Origin of the sequence: Sphingobium fuliginis (assembly GCF_004152845.1) — a bacterium.
In the GTDB taxonomy this organism is placed as follows: domain Bacteria; phylum Pseudomonadota; class Alphaproteobacteria; order Sphingomonadales; family Sphingomonadaceae; genus Sphingobium; species Sphingobium fuliginis.
In genome coordinates, this window is record NZ_SEON01000003.1 from 180,413 (window position 1) to 197,514 (window position 17,102).

Below are 17,102 nucleotides of genomic sequence, written 5' to 3' on the forward strand. Positions count from 1 at the left end.
CATGTTCATCGACAGCCATTGCCACTTGAATTACAAAGGGTTGATCGAGGATCAGCAGAATGTGCTCGAACGGGCGCGTGGCGCCGGCATCGGCCTGATGCTCAACATCGCCACGCGCGAAAGCGAGTGGGACGATGTGCTGGACACCGCGTTGCGCGAACCCGATGTCTGGGCGACCGTCGGCATTCATCCCCATGAGGCGGACGAGCATCCGCATGTCGATACGGCGAAGCTCGTCGGACGCGCTTCCCACCCGCGCATCGTCGGCATAGGCGAGACCGGCCTCGATTATTATTACGACCATAGCGACCGCGAGCGGCAGCAACGCAGCTTCCGCGCCCACATCGCCGCTTCCCGCGAAACCGGCCTGCCGCTGATCGTCCACACCCGCGATGCGGAGGAGGACACGCTCGCGATCATGCGCGATGAAATGGGGAAGGGCGCCTATGGCGGGGTCATCCACTGTTTCACCGCCAGCGGCGCCTTTGCCGATGCGGCGATGGAACTGGGTTTCCTTATCAGCATTTCAGGTATCGTGACCTTCAGGAACGCCAGGGATTTGCAGGAAACGGCCGCCCGCCTGCCGCTCGAAAGCCTGCTGATCGAGACCGACTCCCCGTTCCTCGCGCCGGTTCCCCATCGCGGCAAGCCCTGCGAACCGGCGTTCGTGGCGGACACTGCCCGTTTCCTGGCGAATTTGCGGGGCGAGAGTGTCGAGCAGCTGGCCGAGGCGACCTCAGCCAATTTCCGCAAGCTGTTCAGCAAGGCGGCATGAGCCTCAAGCTCACCATCCTGGGCAGCGGCACCTCTTCGGGCGTTCCCCGGATCGGCAATGACTGGGGCGCATGCGACCCGCAGGAGCCGAAGAACCGCCGCACCCGGGCATCGATCCTGATCGAAAGCCCCACGACCCGGCTGCTGATCGACACATCACCGGATATGCGCGCCCAGTTGCTGGCGGCCGATGTCGTGCAGATCGACGCCATATTGTGGACGCATGACCATGCCGACCACAGCCACGGCCTGGACGATGTCCGTCAGCTTTACCATCATCGCGGCACGCCCGTGCCCGGCTATGCGCGCCCCCAGACGCTCCGCCTGCTCCGGGAACGCTTCGGCTATGCCTTCGAAGGGCGTCACGGTTATCATCCGACGATCGAACCCCATGCGCTGCCGGATGGCCTGCGCATCGGGGACATCGGCATCGCCTGCACGGATCAGCCCCATGGCGAGATATTCTCCACCGGCTTCCGCTTCACACATGATGGTCATTCCATTGGCTATGCGACTGATTTCCACGACATAACGGTCGACATGCTGGCGCTGTACGATGGGCTGGACATCTGGGTTGTCGATGCCCTGCGGGAAAAGCCGCATCCGACCCACGCGCATCTGGCGCTTACCCTGGATGCCGTGCAGGCCGTAAGGCCCCGCCGTGCCATATTGATCCATATGGACCAGAGCATGGATTATGCGACGCTCCGCCGGACACTCCCCGAAGGCGTCGAACCGGGCTATGACGGACTGGTGGCCGAACTGGGCGCGACATAGGGGGCGGGGCAGGGATGGATGGCGATCAGGCAATGTCCAGTCTCTGGTATGTGCTGGCGCTTGTCCTGGTCGGATCGGCCTTGATTGCCCGGCGCGCCCCGATGGGCGGGCTCATGCGCATGGCCATGCTCTGGATCGTCATCTTCGCCGTCCTCCTCGGGCTGTTCAAGGCTGGCGATAAGTTTGGTCTGTTTTCCAGCCGCATATATGGGGCAGGGGACGAATCCCCTTCATTGTCGACCAATGCCGCGCCGGCTGCCTTGCCGTCCGCGCATGTGGAGGGGCAGGCCTTGCGAATCCCGGTCGCGCCCGACGGCCATTATTGGGTGGAGGGAATGGTCAACGGGAACCCGACGCGCTTTCTGATCGACAGCGGCGCCAGCGTCACCGCCCTGTCGGTGGAGGCGGCCCGCAGTTCCGGCCTGAACTTCGACCTGAACGCGCCCGGCGTCAGCATGATGACCGTCAACGGCAAGATCGACGCCAAGCGCTCGACCATCGCCACGCTGGTGGTCGGCCCGATCCGGGCCAGCGATCTCGACATCGTCGTTTCCCCGGCTTTCGGAGAGGTCAATGTGATCGGCATGAACATGCTGTCGCGCCTGAAAAGCTGGTCCGTGCAAAATGGAGAGATGGTGCTGACCCCATGACGTCATCGACCGCGGCACCCGATCAGCGTCAGCGCCTGAAGGCCATTATCGGCGGCTCCACCGGCAATCTGGTCGAATGGTATGACTGGTACGCCTATTCCGCCTTCACCCTCTATTTCGCCCAGCATTTCTTCCCGAGCGAGGACCGCACGGCGCAATTGCTGAGTGCCGCGGGCATTTTCGCCGTGGGCTTTCTGATGCGACCCATCGGCGCCTGGCTGATGGGCGTCTATGCCGATCGCCATGGCCGGAAAAGCGGCCTGACGCTGTCCGTGGCCCTGATGTGCGCCGGCTCCTTGCTGATCGCCGTCACGCCCTCCTATGATAGCGTCGGCGTCGCCGCGCCCTTGTTGTTGGTGCTTGCGCGCCTGATGCAGGGACTGTCGATCGGCGGCGAATATGGCGCCAGCGCGACCTATCTGTCCGAAATGGCGGGGCGCAACCGCCGCGGCTTTTTCTCCAGCTTCCAATATGTGACCCTGATCGCGGGGCAACTTGTCGCCATCTGCGTCCTGCTGGCGCTCCAGGCCATGCTGACCGAGGCCGAATTGGATGCCTGGGGCTGGCGCATTCCGTTCCTGATCGGCGGAGCGCTGGCGACCATCGTCTTCTGGCTGCGGCGCGGCCTGGCCGAAACCCAGAGCTTTGCCGTGGCCAAGGCGGAGGGCGCCCCCAAATCCGGATTCATGGAACTCGTGACCCGGCATCCGCGCGAGACGCTGACGGTGATGCTGCTGACGGCAGGCGGCACGATCGCCTTTTACGCCTATTCCATCTACATGCAGAAATTCCTGGTCAACACCAGCGGGCTCAGCCGGGAAACAGCATCGCAAATCAATGGCATAACGCTTTTTCTTTTCATGCTGCTTCAGCCTGTCGCGGGGGCGCTTTCCGACCGCATCGGGCGCAAGCCGCTGATGATCGGCTTCGGCCTGCTCGGCGTCCTGTGCACCTATCCCATCTTCGCGACGCTGGCCGTCACCAAGGACCCGTGGGCGGCGGGGCTGCTCGTAATGGCCGGCCTGGTGATCGTGACCGGCTACACTTCGATAAACGCGGTGGTGAAGGCGGAATTGTTTCCCGCCCATATCCGCGCATTGGGAGTGGCTTTGCCTTATGCGCTGGCCAACACCTTGTTCGGCGGCACCGCGGAATTCGTCGCGCTCTGGTTCAAGCAGATCGGCACAGAACAGGCATTCTACATCTATGTGACGGTGATGATCGGCATCTCCCTGATCGTCTATATCCGCATGCCCGATACGCGGCAGCATAGCCGGATAGTGGAAGATTGAGGATGCAAGGATCATCACATATTTAACATAATCTTTATTATCGAACTAAGATATTCATTGCCGAAAGCTGGCCTTGGCCCATCCGGCACCCTATCATCCTTTCAATCCCACCCACTTGATCCAGAGTCCTGCATGTCATCCAACAGCAAGGCGAGTCCCGCCGACATCATGCCGCTCGCCAAAGTCATGGCACGGCTGCGCGATCCTGACACCGGTTGCCCCTGGGATGTCGAACAGGACTTCGCCAGCATCGCGCCCTATACGATCGAGGAAGCCTATGAAGTCGCCGACGCCATAGAGCGCGACGATATGGCCGCCCTGCGGGACGAACTTGGCGATCTGCTGCTGCAGGTCGCCTTCCATAGCCGCATGGCGGAGCAGGCCGGCCATTTCACATTGCAGGAGGTCATCGACGGCATCACGGAAAAAATGATCCGCCGTCATCCCCACGTCTTTGGCGAAGGAACCGGGCGCACGGATGGCCATGCCCAATGGGAAGCCATCAAGGCCGCCGAGCGCGCCGAGAAGGAACCCGATCCAAGCGCGCTGGCAGGTGTCGCCATTGCGCTGCCTGCCCTGCTCCGCGCCGAAAAGCTTCAGAAACGCGCAGCCCGCACGGGGTTCGACTGGCCCGACATCGGCGGCGTCATCGACAAGATCGAAGAAGAATTGGACGAGGTGCAGGCGGCGACTACCCAGGCCGAACGGGAGGAGGAAGTGGGCGACCTTCTCTTTGCGGTGGTCAACCTCGCCCGTCATCTGAAAGTCGATCCGGAAGTCGCCCTGCGCGCCGCCAATGGCAAGTTCGACAAGCGTTTCCGCATCATGGAGGGACTGGCCGGCGAGGATTTCCCCACGCTCCCGCTCGATGAGAAGGAAGGCCTGTGGCAACAGGCGAAGCGGCAGTTGCGACAGGCCTGATAGGCGAGATGGTCCTGGACAGGCCGGAACCCGGTTCCAGCATTTCGTCCAGTAAGGTTAATTTCCCCGGCGCTTGAGGAACCGCGCCAGCGCGGAATCGGACAGCCGGACATCCACCAGCATATCCTCGCCCTCCGCCCTGCTGCCGATCACCTCGCCATGTTCGTGCAGCCATGCCATCGCCGCACCGTCCGCCAGCGGCACATGCAAGTGATGGACCTGCGCCCCGGCGGTCAACCGGGTGCTGATCGCGCGCTGGAGGTCATCGACTCCTTCGCCGGTCAGGGCGGACAGGATCACCACATCGTTCCGCCGCGCCGCCGTCTCCCGCGCCAGCGTCGCCGCATCCTCGTCCAGCAGGTCCAGCTTGTTCCACGCTTCGATGATCGGCGGCGGTTCATCGCCCTCGTCCGCTTCCAGAGCCCCTTCCCCCGCGACGCCAAGCTCGCCCAGCACGTCCATGACGTCGTCGCGCTGGGCGTCGCTGTCGGGATGCGCTATGTCGCGGACGTGGACGATCAGATCGGCCGACAGCACTTCCTCCAACGTCGCGCGGAACGCCGCGATCAACTGCGTCGGCAGGTCCGAAACGAACCCGACGGTGTCGGAAAGAATGGCCTTGTCCAGTCCCGGCAAGGCGATCTGCCGCATCGTGGGATCGAGCGTCGCGAACAGCAAATCCTCCGCCATGACGTCAGCCCCGGTCAGCCGGTTGAACAGCGTGGACTTGCCCGCATTGGTATAGCCCACCAGCGCGATCACCGGCCAGGGTGCCCGCTGCCGCCGCGCCCGGTGCAGGCCGCGCGTCTTCGTCACCTGATCCAGCTCCCGCCTGATCTTCGCCATCCGGTCGCGGATCATCCGCCGGTCAGCCTCGATCTGCGTTTCGCCGGGACCGCCCAGGAAACCGAAGCCGCCGCGCTGCCGCTCAAGGTGGGTCCAGCTTCGCACCAGCCGCCCAGCCTGGTAATCCAGATGCGCCAGTTCGACCTGCAGGCGCCCCTCATTGGTCGCGGCGCGCTCACCGAATATCTCCAGGATCAGGCCGGTCCGGTCGATGACCTTGGTTTCGGTCGCCTTTTCCAGATTGCTCTGCTGCACGGGGCTGAGCGCATTGTCGACGATGACCAGTTCCGCCTCTTCGGCCCGCGCCAGCGTCGCGATCTGGTCCACCTGACCGCTGCCGAACAGGGTTGCGGGCTTGCGGTCGCGCACGCGGAAGGCCTGCGCCGCGCGCACGTCGATGCCGATGGCAAGGGCAAGGCCCCTCGCCTCCTCCAGCCGCGCATCGCTGTCGCGACGTTCCGGACCATGGACATCGGCGCGCACGACAATGGCGCGCGCGCCGCGCGACACCTCGTCATCGGAATCTCGGTTGAAGACAGCCATGGTGGCTTAACGCTTCCGGCCCCCGCCGGCTTCATCGGAAACCGGGCGGGGACAAGAAAAAGCGTTCAATCCTCGCCCTCACCCTCGCCGGTGAGGTCCAGCGCGTGCAGCGGCTGCACGGTGGAAATCGCATGCTTGTAGACAAGCTGGACCATGCCGTCCCGCTCCAGCAGCATGCAGAAGAGGTCGAAGGCGGCGATTTCGCCCTGCAACATGACGCCGTTCACCAGGAACATCGTCACCGGGCTGCCGGACTTGCGCACCGCGCTCAGGAAGATTTCCTGGAGCAGCTTCGACTTGCCATTGCCGTCGCTGGCCTTCCGCAATTCGGTCAGATCCATGGATTGCGCGGGCATGACGGTCGAAATCGCATGCTTGTACACCAGCTGCGACTGTCCGTCCCGCCGCAGCAGCACGGAAAAATTGTCGAACCAGGTGATGATGCCCTGCAGCTTCACACCCTTGACCAGGAACATGGTCACGGGCGTCTTGCTCTTGCGCAGGCTGTTCAGGAAGATGTCTTGAAGGTTGTTCACTTTGTCGGCCATGGTCTTCACCAGTCCTTTATTGGCGGGACGTTACCCGCTCTCGCACCCTTAAGCAGAGTGTCTTGCCCGCCCCCGCCTGTCGGAAGCGAGGCAAGCCTACCGCAATTGCGAAGGGCCGTCCATGCCCTGTTTGGCTGAAGATCGTTCAGTTTACCTCAACCATCCTTGCCATCCGTAATTCCCAGCAGCTTCAACTTCCGGTGCAGGGCCGAACGCTCCATGCCGATGAAGGTGGCGGTACGGGAAATATTGCCCGAAAAGCGGCGGATCTGGATGCGCAGATATTCCCGCTCAAAGCTTTCCCGCGCCTCGCGGAGCGGCGCGCCCATGATCGCTGACTGCCCCATCCCCTCCGAACCGCCGTTGCTCGTCAGTTCGGCCGGCAGCATGTCCAACTCGATCCGCCCGATCCGCTCGCCCGGCGCCAGGATCATCGTCCGCTCGATGACGTTGCGAAGCTGACGGACGTTGCCCGGCCATTCATTGGCCTGCAAGGCGGCCATAGCGTCACTGGCGATCTCCGGCGGCGGCACCCGGCGCTCCGCCGCGAAACGGGCGAGATAATGTTCGACCAGCGGTGGAATGTCATCCCGGCGCTCGGCCAGCGGCGGGATGATGAGGGGCACGACGTTGAGCCGGTAGAATAGGTCCTCGCGGAAACGCCGCTCCTCGATCTCCGTCGCCAGGTTGAGCGCGGTCGAGGAAATGACGCGGACATCCACCTTTACCTGCCGCTGCCCGCCGACGCGGGTGAAGCTCTGATCCGTCAGCACGCGCAGGATCTTCGCCTGCGTCGTAAGCGGCATGTCCGCGATTTCGTCGAGATAGAGCGTGCCGCCATGCGCCTGCTCCAGATAGCCGGGACGCACCAGCCCGCTCGGGTCCTCGACGCCGAACAGCTCTTCCTCGACACGATCCGGGTCCATCCGCGCGGCGGCGACGATGATGAAGGGCGCGTCCGCCCGCCCGCTCCAGCTATGCAGCATGCGCGCGGCGACTTCCTTGCCGACGCCCGCCGGCCCGGAAATCAGCACCCGGCTGCCCGTCCCCGCCACCTTCTTGATCGTGGCGCGGACGGCATTGATCGCCGCCGAAGTGCCGGTCAGTTCGTCATCCTGCCCGAAACGGGCGCGCAGCACCTGATTTTCGCGCCGCAGCCGCTCCGTCTCGGTCGCCCTGGAAACCAGATGCAGCAGCCGGTCCGCCTCGAACGGCTTTTCGATGAAGTCCGCCGCTCCCTTCCGGATGGCGGCCACGGCGGTATCGATATTGCCATGGCCGGAGATCATGAGCACCGGAATGGTCGCATCCCGCCGCTTGATCTCGTCCAGCAGTTCCAGCCCGTCCAGCTTCGATCCCTGCAACCACACGTCCAGCAACACCAGCGAAGGCCGCCGGGCGTCCAGCGCCTCGATCGCGCTGTCGCTGTTGGCGGCGGTGCGGGTGGTGAAGCCCTCATCCTCCAGGACGCCCGCGACCAGATCGCGAATGTCCTCCTCATCGTCGACTATCAGAATATCAAGCGCCATTGGCTGTCACTTTTCCAGTCGTTTTTCCATGGGGCAAGGCGATGACCTGCCCCTCTTCCAATTTCTCGAGCGCCGCCACCGGGAAGCGCAACGTCACGCGCGCCCCCCCGCCATCGGCGTCGTCGAAGCGGATTTCGCCCATATGCTCCTCGACAATCTTCTTCACGATGGCGAGGCCCAGGCCCGTGCCCTTGGTCCGGGTGGTCATATAAGGCTCCAATATGCGTTCCCGTTCCGGCGGCAGGCCGATGCCATTGTCCTGCACCGCGATCAGCAGGTTGCCGCCGTCATGCTCCACCGTCATGGACACCTGCCCGCGCCAATGGTCGCCTTCCGCGGCGGGCTTGGGCTCGATCGCCTCGACGGCGTTCTTGACGATGTTGGTGAGTGCCTGACCCAATTGCCGGCGGTCGCAGACCATTTCCGCATCGCCATCCATCGAATGATATTCGAAGCGAATATCGGGATGGGCGACTTCGTGCAGGAACAGCGCGTGGCGGGCGATGTCGTCGATCCGCTCGCGCCGGAACACCGGCTTGGGCATGCGCGCGAAGGAGGAGAATTCGTCGACGATCCGCCGCAGGTCGCCCACCTGCCGCACGATGGTGCCCGTCAGGCGCGTAAAGGTGGCCTTGTCGCTCGTCACCTCCTCGGCATAGCGGCGTTGCAGCCGCTCGGCGGCAAGCTGGATCGGGGTCAGCGGGTTCTTGATCTCATGCGCGATCCGCCGCGCCACGTCGGACCATGCCGCCCGCCGCTGGTCGGAAAGCTGCTGCGTGATGTCGTCGAAGGTCAGGATGTGGCGCGACGCATCCTCCGAAACCTTGACCGCCAGCGTCCGCACGTCGCCATGGGCGCGGATCTGGACGATGCCCGCATCCTCCTCCGAAGCGATCAGCGCCGCCAGTTCGGGCGACACTTCAGTCAGCGGACAGCCCACCGGATCGTCCCCCTCCCGCACCAATATGGCGGCCGCCGAACTGTTGAGCAGCAGGATGATGCCGTCGCGGTCCACCGACAGCACGCCGGCCGACACGCCCGACAGGATCGCCTCGATGAAGGCGCGGCGTTCATCGAGCTGGCTGTTCGCCGCGACCAGCGCGCCGGTCTGCGCTTCCAGCCTCTGCGTCATCCGGTTGAACGCGGCGGCCAATGTGCCGATCTCATCCCGCGCCTGGGGGCTGGTCACGCGGGCCGACAGGTCGCCCGCCGTGATCCGCCGGGCAGCCATGACCAGTTCGTTCACGGGCCGCACCATCCAGTCGGCGACCTTCAGCGCGATATAGACCGCCACGCCCACCAGCAGCAGCGATCCCACGAACAGCAATATGTTGAAGCGCAACTGCAAGGCGCGGGACTGTGCGGCGAAAATGTCGTAATCCGACAACACCTTCTGCGCCCGCTCGACATTGCTGAACGCCGTCGAACCGGAATCGCGGGTGGCGTAGAGATAGATTTTCGCGTTGGGATAGAGCAGCGTCACCGCCTCGATCTGGTTGGGCTTGGCGGCGACCACCACATCCTCGCCGGCTTCCAGCCGCTTCACCACGTCGGGCGTCAGCATCTCCGACGCCGGCCGGCTTTCCGGATCGACCGTCGCCGCCGTGCGCGCCACGCCGTCCTTGCCGATCTCGATGATCGCGGAACGGTTCAGCTTCCGCGTGACGACCTGATAGATATAACCTTCGGCAAAGCGCGGGCTGGAGACTTTCGACTGGCTCAGATAATCGCGCAGGTCGCTCGCCATGGTGACGGTTTCGTCACGCACGTCGCGCAGGTTCTGCTCATAATAGCCCCGCGCCAGGTCGCTCGCATTTTGCAGCATGCCCCGCGCGCTGTCGGAAAACCAGAACTGCACGCCATATTGGAACAGCAGGGAGGCGAAGATCACCACCAGCAGCATGGGCACGCTGGCGACGATGGAGAATATCGCCACCAGACGGACGTGCAACTGCCCGTCGCTCCCTATGGCGGACTGGGCCGCGCGCCGCTTCGCCACCCGCCGTCCCAGCAGCACCAGCAGCGCAATCGCCGGCACCAGATTGGCGACCAGCAGCAACGCCACGATGGGCGGGGTCAGCAATGTGTAGGATTGCCCCTGTCCCGTCAGCAGGAAATAGGTGATGCCCGCCATGCCCAGGAACAGGACAAGCGTCACCGCCTCCACCACCGCGGCAAGGCGGCGGCGCAGGAAAAGGGGGAAATGCCTTTTCCATGCCCGGCCCCGCGCCGGCAGAGTCACTGCGCCTTCCATAGTGGCTTGGTTACAACATTAATGTGCCCGATCAAACACAGTAATTGATGGGCATGGCGCTTCCGGTCGAAAAGAGCGGTCGGTTCGTCGCCGCCGCCCGGAACGGTCGATCCGAACGCATCGGCTTGGCCGATCTTCCCCGCCGAATATTCTAATCGCCGATCCGAAGCTGCAAGGGATCGAGCCCATAGTCGGTCAGCTTCTTGCGCAGCGTGTTGCGGTTGATGCCCAACAGTCCCGCGGCGCGTATCTGGTTTCCGTCGACGCTGGCCAGCGTCTCCTGGAACAGGATCGGCTCCACCACCGCCAGCAGGTCGTCATGCAGGCTGCGGTTCGGCTGGGTCAGGCCGATGCCCAGTTGCCGCTTCGCCCATTCCCGCACCGCCTGGCCCAGCAGGTCGCCGGGGGCGGCATAATCGGCGGGCACGGCTTCCAGCGGCAGGCTGTTGCGCAGCATGTCGGCGGTGATCATGTTCTCACGGCTCAGAACCGCCAGCCGCTGCATCAGATTCTGCAGTTCGCGCACATTGCCGGGCCAGTGATAGGCCATCAGCAATTGCGCCGCATCGTCGGACAGCGACTTGCGCGGCAGCCCCTCCTGCGCCGCGCGGTCCAGGAAATGCCGGGCGAGCAGGATCACGTCCTCCCGCCGCTCACGCAGCGCCGGAAGCGCGATGGGGACCACGTTCAACCGGTAATAGAGGTCCTGCCGGAAGCGGTTCTCCTCGATCAGCCTGGGCAGATCCTTGTTGGTGGCCGCGATGATGCGGACATTCACCTTGACCGATTTGGAGCCGCCGACGGTCGTGACCTCTCCGGACTGAAGGACGCGCAGCAGCCGCGTCTGCGCTTCCATCGGCATGTCCCCGATCTCGTCCAGGAACAGCGTGCCGCCCTGCGCCTGCTCGAACTTGCCTGCGGTGCGGGCATGGGCGCCGGTGAAGGCCCCTTTTTCATAACCGAACAGTTCCGCCTCGATCAGTTCGCGGGGGATGGCGGCCATGTTGATCGGCACGAACGGCTTGGTCCGCCTCTGCCCCAGGCTATGGATCGCCTCTGCCACCAGTTCCTTGCCGGTCCCGGATTCGCCCAGCACCAATATGCTGAGGTCGTTCGACAGGACCCGGGCGATGGTCCGATACACCTCCTGCATCGCCGGGGAACGACCCACCAGCGGCAATCCGTCATGCGGCAGGCCGGCATCGGCCGCTTCCTCGTCCGCCCCCTTCCCCGATCCCAGCGCATCCGACACGGCCCGCGTCAGCTCATTGAGATCGAAGGGCTTGGGCAGATATTCGAACGCGCCTTTTTCGGTGGCGCGGATCGCCGTATTCAATGTGTTCTGCGCCGACAGGATGATGATGCTGAGCGCCGGGCGCCGTTCCAGAATCTCCGCGACCCCATCCAGCCCGTCGCCGTCCGGCAGCATGACGTCGGTGATCAGGACGTCCGGCGAAAAGCTTTCCAGCAGGGCGCTCCGCTCCCGGATCGATGCAGCCGTCTTGACCCTGTATCCCTGCCGCCGCAGCGCTTCCCCCACGACCACGCAGATCGCCGGATCGTCGTCCACCACCAAAATCGAGCCCGTCACCGCCATCATCTCGCCGCCATCAACCCGTTCCCATCGGCAGCAGGATGCGGAAGGTCGATTCCCCTGCCTCATGATCGCGCGAATATTGCACGAACCCGTTCATGTCGCGCACCAGCTTGTCCACCAGCGCCAGCCCCAGCCCCGTTCCGTCCCGCCTGCCGGTGATGAAGGGATTGAACAGGTGATCCAATATATGCTCCGGCACGCCCGGCCCATTGTCGACCACCAGGATTTCGATGGGCAGCACCGCGCTGCCCTTCCCCTTGCCGACCACTACGGAAACGCCATGGCGAAACGCCGTCTCCACCCTTATCCGGGGCTTCCTGCTGTGCTCCAGCGCCTCGGCGGCATTTTTGAGCAGGTTGATCATCACCTGCACCAGCGCATCCTCGTTGATATTGGCGAATGGCAGGGATGGATCATAACTCTTTACGATCCTTATATCCTTTGCGAATCCGGCGGCGGCGATATTCGCCGCCCGGTCGATCAGCGGATAGATGTTGCCGCTGCGGCACTCCAGGGTCCGGTCCGTCGTGAAGTCCTGCATCCGGTCGATCAGCGCGGCGATTCTGTCCACCTCATTGCAGATGAGTTGCGTCAGCGCGGCGTCCCGTCCGTCATTGCCCGATTCCAGCAACTGGGCCGCGCCCCTGATGCCCGACAGCGGATTCTTGATCTCATGCGCCAGGATCGCCGCCGCGCCGATGGCCGATCGCGCGCCGCCCGCCGTACCGCGATGGCCGATCTTGCGCGCCTGGCTCTGGGTGTGGATCGATACGACGCGCCAGCCTTCATGATCGACGATGGGCGCGATCATCAGGTCGACCTCCATTTCCGCCGTGCGCCCCGCATGCACGCGGATGTCATAGGCGGCGATCGGCTTGTTGCTGTGCCAGATGTCGAAGCGCGCGCCCATTTCCGCCATGCGGATGGTCCGCGCTATGTCGCTGCCGACAATGGCCGATCGCGCCATGTTGAGCAGCGTTTCGGCGCGGACATTGGCATCGGCGATGCTGTTGTCCGGCCGCACCACCAGGGTCGCGACCGGCAACGCCGTCATCAGTTCGGAAAGCGAAGGCCCATCCTGTTGCGGTCGAAGCGACGGGATGGTCGTCATGGCCGCCGTCATGCCGCCTTGCGCGTCTCGACCGGCCCCTCGTCGGCGATCAGCGGTTCGTAGAAGCGCGCCAGCATGTCCAGCACGACATCGCCGTCCGGCTCCTGGTTCACCGCATTGCGGAACTCGGCCGAACCCGGCAGCCCCTTGGTGTACCAGCCGATATGCTTGCGGGCCATGTTGACGCCGGTATGATTGTCATAATGCTCCAGCATCGCGCGATAATGTTCCGTAATCACGCGATATTGTTCCTCCAGCGCAGGATCGGCCAGCCGTTCCCCCGTGCGGAACCAGTGCATCACCTGCCCGATCAGCCAGGGCCGCCCATAGGCGCCCCGCCCGATCATCACGCCGTCGGCGCCGCTCTGCTTCAGCGCCGTCTCGGCATCGTCGATGGAGCAGATGTCGCCGTTGACGATGACGGGCAGCGACACCGCATCCTTCACGCTGCGCACGAAGGCCCAGTCGGCCGACCCCTTGTACATCTGGCAGCGCGTGCGGCCATGAACGGTGATCAGCTTCGCGCCCAGATCCTCCGCGATCCGGGCCAGTTCGGGCGCGTTCAGGCTGGCATGATCCCAACCCATGCGCATCTTGACCGTGACGGGCACATCGACGGCCTTCACCGTCGCTTCGATCAGCGAAGCGGCCAGCGGCAGGTCGCGCATCAACGCGCTGCCCGCATCGCCATTCACGACCTTTTTAACCGGGCAGCCCATGTTGATGTCGATGATCGCCGCGCCGCGATCCGCGTTCAGCTTGGCAGCCTCCGCCATTTCCGTGGGCGAACAGCCGGCCAACTGCATCGATACAGGCTCCTCCAGCGGATGCCAGGCCGCCTTCTGCAGCGACTGGCGCGTCTCGCGAATCATCGCCGCCGTGGCGATCATCTCGGTCACGTTGAGGCCGGAGCCATAGCGGCGGACCAGTGTCCGGAACGGCATGTCCGTCACGCCCGTCATCGGCGCCAGCACGACCGGCATGTCAATCGTCACCGGACCTATGGAAATCGGGGAAAGCCTCTGCATCATTCCAACACTGCCTAAAAAACAGGCAGCCCTTAGCGGAAATCCGCATCATCGGCAAGCGAGGCGGGGCTGGCGGTTGGCCCGGCACTGCGATACAGGCGCGGCCATGACAGACAGAACCGTCGCTTTGCTGGTCGCAGCAGGTCAGGGCAGCCGCGCGGGCGGCGACATTCCCAAGCAATTCCGGCGCATCGGCGGCAAGCCGGTCCTCGCCCACGCCGTCGACGCGCTGGCCGGACATCCCGCCATCGGTTCTGTTGTCCTGGTCGTCGGCGCGGGGCAGGAGGAGGATGCACGCGCCGCACTGGAAAGCTGCACCGTCTCCGCCATCGTTCAAGGCGCCGACAGCCGCCGCGGGTCCGTCCGCGCCGGTCTTGAGCATATAGCGTCCGCTGGCGGCGCGGCGCGCATATTGGTGCACGACGCTGCCCGTCCCTTTCTCCCCGCGACGGTGATTGACCGGCTGCTCGCCGCGCTGGAGGGTGCGCCCGGCGCCATTCCCGCCTTACCGGTCGCAGACACATTGGTCAGAAGCGAACATGACAAGAGCGACCATGACAAGGCCGGGGACGTCGTCGACCGCGATGGCCTGTTCCGGGTCCAGACGCCGCAGGCCTTCCGCTTCGATGCCCTGCTGGCCGCGCACAGAAGCTGGGACGGCAATCGGGAAGCAACCGACGATGCCCAGATATTGCGGCATTCGGGCCATGACGTCACACTGGTCGCTGGCGATGAAAGGCTGGAAAAATTGACCTATGCCGAGGATTTCCTCCGCGCCGAAGCTCGGCTGGGCGCTGCCCGCAGCGTCCGGACCGGCATGGGTTATGACGTCCACCGGCTAGCCCCCGATGAGGAGCTCTGGCTCTGCGGGGTCCGCGTTCCGCACGACCGGGGCCTCGCTGGGCACAGCGACGCGGACGTGGCGATCCACGCGCTGGTGGATGCGCTGCTGGGCGCACTGGCGGAGGGCGACATCGGCAGCCATTTCCCGCCCTCCGACCAGCAATGGCGGGGAGTCGCCTCCTCCCGTTTCCTGGAATATGCGGCGGAGCGCGTCGCAAAACGGGACGGCTTTATCGAGCATGTCGACCTGACGCTGATCTGCGAGGCGCCGAAAATCGGTCCGCACAGGGACGCCATGCGCGCCCGGATCGCGGAAATCCTGCACCTTCCTCCCGACCGGGTCAGCATAAAGGCGACCACCACCGAACGGCTGGGCTTCGCCGGTCGGCGGGAGGGTATTGCCGCACAGGCTGTTGCCACGCTCTCCCTCCCCGCGCTAATCTGATCGCCATGCCCGATAGCATCCTTCCCGCGTCGCTTGTCGAACTGGCCGAGCGCGTCGTCGCCGCCAACCGTCGCGCCGGCCGCACCATCGCCGTGGCGGAAAGCTGCACCGGCGGCCTTGTCTCCGCCGCACTGACCGAAATCGCCGGATCGTCCGAAGTGTTCGAAGCTGGTTTCGTCACCTATTCCAATGACATGAAGAGCGAGCTTCTCAAAGTATCGCAGGATGTCATCGAAACCTTCGGCGCGGTTTCCATCGCCACCGCCTGGGCCATGGCGCAGGGCGCGCTGAACAAGAGCCACGCCAATGTCGCCGTCGCCATCACCGGCATAGCCGGCCCCGGCGGCGGATCGGAGCAGAAACCTGTCGGCACCGTCGTCTTCGCCCGCGCCGAACGCGGCGCCAGCCCCGACAAGATCGTGGCCGACATGCATTATTTCGGGGATACGGGCCGGGGCGGCGTCCGCCTTCAGGCGGCGCTGTGCGCGCTCGAACTGCTGCTGCCCGACTCGCCCGCGCCATAAAGCTCCGCCGCGCGGGTTTCGAACGCGCCGATCATCTTGCGCAGCGCCTTGTCGAACACCTGGCCGGCCAGCATCTCGAACAGCTTGCTCTTGAATTCGAACTCGACCTCGAAATCCACCAGAACGCCGCCCTTGCCGTCGTCGCGAAAGCTCCATTCATTGTGGAGATGCTTCAAGGGCCCATCCAGATAATCGACCCGCACATGATCCGGCCTATGCTTGTGCACGCGGGACGTGAAGCTCTCCTTGATCCCCTTGAACCCGACGATCATGTCCGCGACCATTTCCGAATCGCTATCGGACCGCACCCGGATCGCGCTGACCCAGGGCAGGAATTCGGGATAGGCCTCCACATTCGCCACCAGGTCGAACATCTGTTCGGGCGTATAGGGAAGCGGCCTCGTTTCGTTATGCTTTGGCATCGGCTTATTGGCCGGCCTTCGCCAGTTGCGCCTCGCGGGCCGCGCGCATTTCCGCGAAATCCTTGCCCGCATGATAGCTCGAGCGGGTCAGCGGGCTCGACGCCACCTGCAGGAAGCCCTTGGCCCGCGCAATCGCCGCATAGGCGTTGAACGCCGCCGGAGTGACGAACTCCATCACCTTGGCGTGCTTGGGCGTCGGCTGGAGATATTGCCCCATGGTCAGGAAGTCGATGTCGGCGGAGCGCATGTCGTCCATCACCTGATGGACCTCCAGCCGCTCCTCCCCCAGACCCAGCATGATGCCCGACTTGGTGAAGATCGACGGATCGAGCTTCTTCACCGTCTCCAGCAGCCGCAGCGACGCATAATAGCGCGCGCCCGGGCGAATGGTCGGATAGAGGCGCGGCACCGTCTCCAGATTATGGTTATAGACGTCCGGTCGCGCCGCGACGATCATCTCGACGGCGCGTTCATGCTTGTTGCGGAAGTCCGGCGTCAGGATTTCGATGGTCGTGTCCGGGGTCGTGCGGCGCAGCGCCTCGATCACCTTCACGAACTGCGACGCGCCGCCATCGGGCAGGTCGTCGCGGTCGACGGAGGTGATGACGATATGCTCCAGCCCCATTTCCGCGCAGGCATCGGCCAGATTCTGCGGCTCGTTGGGATCGACCTTGCGCGGCATGCCGGTCTTGACGTTGCAGAAGGCGCAGGCCCGCGTACAGACATCGCCCAGGATCATCACGGTCGCATGCTTCTTGGTCCAGCACTCCCCGATGTTCGGGCAGGCCGCCTCCTCGCACACCGTCGCCAGCCCCTTGGTCCGCATCAGCTTGCGCGTCTCGTGATAGCCGGGGCTGGTCGGCGCCTTCACGCGAATCCAGTCGGGCTTGCGGGCGCGCTCGGGACGAGTGGCGGGCGCGGGGATCGGGACGATGTCGGTCATGCGCCCCAGATAGCGATGCGAGAGCGCTCTTGCCAGCCCCATCATTGTTCGGCAC

At 64.3% G+C, this 17,102-nt stretch carries 16 protein-coding genes; 7 read left to right on the forward strand and 9 right to left on the reverse strand.

Annotated features, from left to right (window positions below):
* Position 1 precedes the first annotated feature (1 nt).
* From EWH10_RS09740 to mazG, 5 genes are all read left to right on the forward strand, one after another.
* A complete protein-coding gene (locus EWH10_RS09740; protein WP_065846825.1) occupies positions 2-775 on the forward strand; it encodes a TatD family hydrolase in 774 nt (257 codons plus the stop codon).
* On the forward strand, positions 772-1,551 hold the full coding sequence (locus EWH10_RS09745; RefSeq protein WP_044662327.1) for an MBL fold metallo-hydrolase: 780 nt from the start codon (positions 772-774) through the stop codon (positions 1,549-1,551). The genes EWH10_RS09740 and EWH10_RS09745 overlap by 4 nt, the downstream gene beginning before the upstream one ends.
* 14 nt (positions 1,552-1,565) lie before the next feature.
* A complete protein-coding gene (locus EWH10_RS09750; protein WP_065846823.1) occupies positions 1,566-2,201 on the forward strand; it encodes a retropepsin-like aspartic protease family protein in 636 nt (211 codons plus the stop codon).
* Entirely contained in the window at positions 2,198-3,493 is a 1,296-nt protein-coding gene (locus EWH10_RS09755) for an MFS transporter (RefSeq protein ID WP_044662329.1), read from the forward strand. Before EWH10_RS09750 ends, EWH10_RS09755 begins: the two co-directional genes overlap by 4 nt.
* Positions 3,494-3,625: 132 nt before the next feature.
* Positions 3,626-4,414 carry a nucleoside triphosphate pyrophosphohydrolase gene (mazG, locus tag EWH10_RS09760; protein WP_044662330.1) on the forward strand — a complete coding sequence of 263 codons (789 nt, stop codon included), beginning with the start codon at positions 3,626-3,628 and terminating at the stop codon, positions 4,412-4,414.
* 57 nt (positions 4,415-4,471) lie between these two features.
* Here mazG and hflX read toward each other — a convergent pair whose 3' ends face one another.
* The 7 genes from hflX to dusB form a co-directional block, all read right to left on the reverse strand.
* Positions 4,472-5,803, reverse strand: a complete 1,332-nt coding sequence (gene hflX / locus EWH10_RS09765; protein ID WP_044662331.1) for a GTPase HflX — start codon at positions 5,801-5,803, stop codon at positions 4,472-4,474.
* 65 nt (positions 5,804-5,868) lie between these two features.
* The gene (hfq, locus tag EWH10_RS09770; RefSeq protein WP_025548924.1) at positions 5,869-6,351 is read right to left on the reverse strand and encodes an RNA chaperone Hfq; all 483 of its coding nucleotides are present in this window, start codon (positions 6,349-6,351) and stop codon (positions 5,869-5,871) included.
* A 155-nt stretch (positions 6,352-6,506) separates the two neighbouring features.
* On the reverse strand, positions 6,507-7,880 hold the full coding sequence (gene ntrX, locus EWH10_RS09775) for a nitrogen assimilation response regulator NtrX (protein ID WP_044662332.1): 1,374 nt from the start codon (positions 7,878-7,880) through the stop codon (positions 6,507-6,509).
* Positions 7,870-10,134: a HAMP domain-containing histidine kinase gene (locus EWH10_RS09780; protein ID WP_044662333.1), complete on the reverse strand. Its 2,265-nt coding sequence runs from the start codon at positions 10,132-10,134 to the stop codon at positions 7,870-7,872. Before EWH10_RS09780 ends, ntrX begins: the two co-directional genes overlap by 11 nt.
* 151 nt (positions 10,135-10,285) lie before the next feature.
* A complete protein-coding gene (gene ntrC / locus EWH10_RS09785) occupies positions 10,286-11,731 on the reverse strand; it encodes a nitrogen regulation protein NR(I) (protein WP_044663153.1) in 1,446 nt (481 codons plus the stop codon).
* A gap of 13 nt (positions 11,732-11,744) precedes the next feature.
* Positions 11,745-12,854 carry a two-component system sensor histidine kinase NtrB gene (locus EWH10_RS09790; protein ID WP_025548920.1) on the reverse strand — a complete coding sequence of 370 codons (1,110 nt, stop codon included), beginning with the start codon at positions 12,852-12,854 and terminating at the stop codon, positions 11,745-11,747.
* Positions 12,851-13,870: a tRNA dihydrouridine synthase DusB gene (dusB, locus tag EWH10_RS09795; RefSeq protein WP_044663154.1), complete on the reverse strand. Its 1,020-nt coding sequence runs from the start codon at positions 13,868-13,870 to the stop codon at positions 12,851-12,853. Before dusB ends, EWH10_RS09790 begins: the two co-directional genes overlap by 4 nt.
* A gap of 106 nt (positions 13,871-13,976) precedes the next feature.
* On the opposite strand from dusB, the gene EWH10_RS09800 reads away from it, so the two are divergent.
* Together EWH10_RS09800 and EWH10_RS09805 are read left to right on the forward strand one after the other, a co-directional pair.
* A complete protein-coding gene (locus tag EWH10_RS09800; protein ID WP_044662334.1) occupies positions 13,977-15,158 on the forward strand; it encodes a bifunctional 2-C-methyl-D-erythritol 4-phosphate cytidylyltransferase/2-C-methyl-D-erythritol 2,4-cyclodiphosphate synthase in 1,182 nt (393 codons plus the stop codon).
* 5 nt (positions 15,159-15,163) lie between these two features.
* Positions 15,164-15,682, forward strand: coding sequence for a CinA family protein (locus tag EWH10_RS09805; RefSeq protein WP_025548915.1), 519 nt, complete (start codon positions 15,164-15,166; stop codon positions 15,680-15,682).
* Here EWH10_RS09805 and EWH10_RS09810 read toward each other — a convergent pair.
* A complete protein-coding gene (locus tag EWH10_RS09810) occupies positions 15,628-16,104 on the reverse strand; it encodes a type II toxin-antitoxin system RatA family toxin (RefSeq protein WP_025548914.1) in 477 nt (158 codons plus the stop codon). The two genes, EWH10_RS09805 and EWH10_RS09810, sit on opposite strands and share 55 nt — an antisense overlap.
* A 4-nt stretch (positions 16,105-16,108) precedes the next feature.
* A complete protein-coding gene (gene lipA / locus EWH10_RS09815) occupies positions 16,109-17,092 on the reverse strand; it encodes a lipoyl synthase (RefSeq protein ID WP_044662335.1) in 984 nt (327 codons plus the stop codon).
* Positions 17,093-17,102 lie beyond the last annotated feature (10 nt).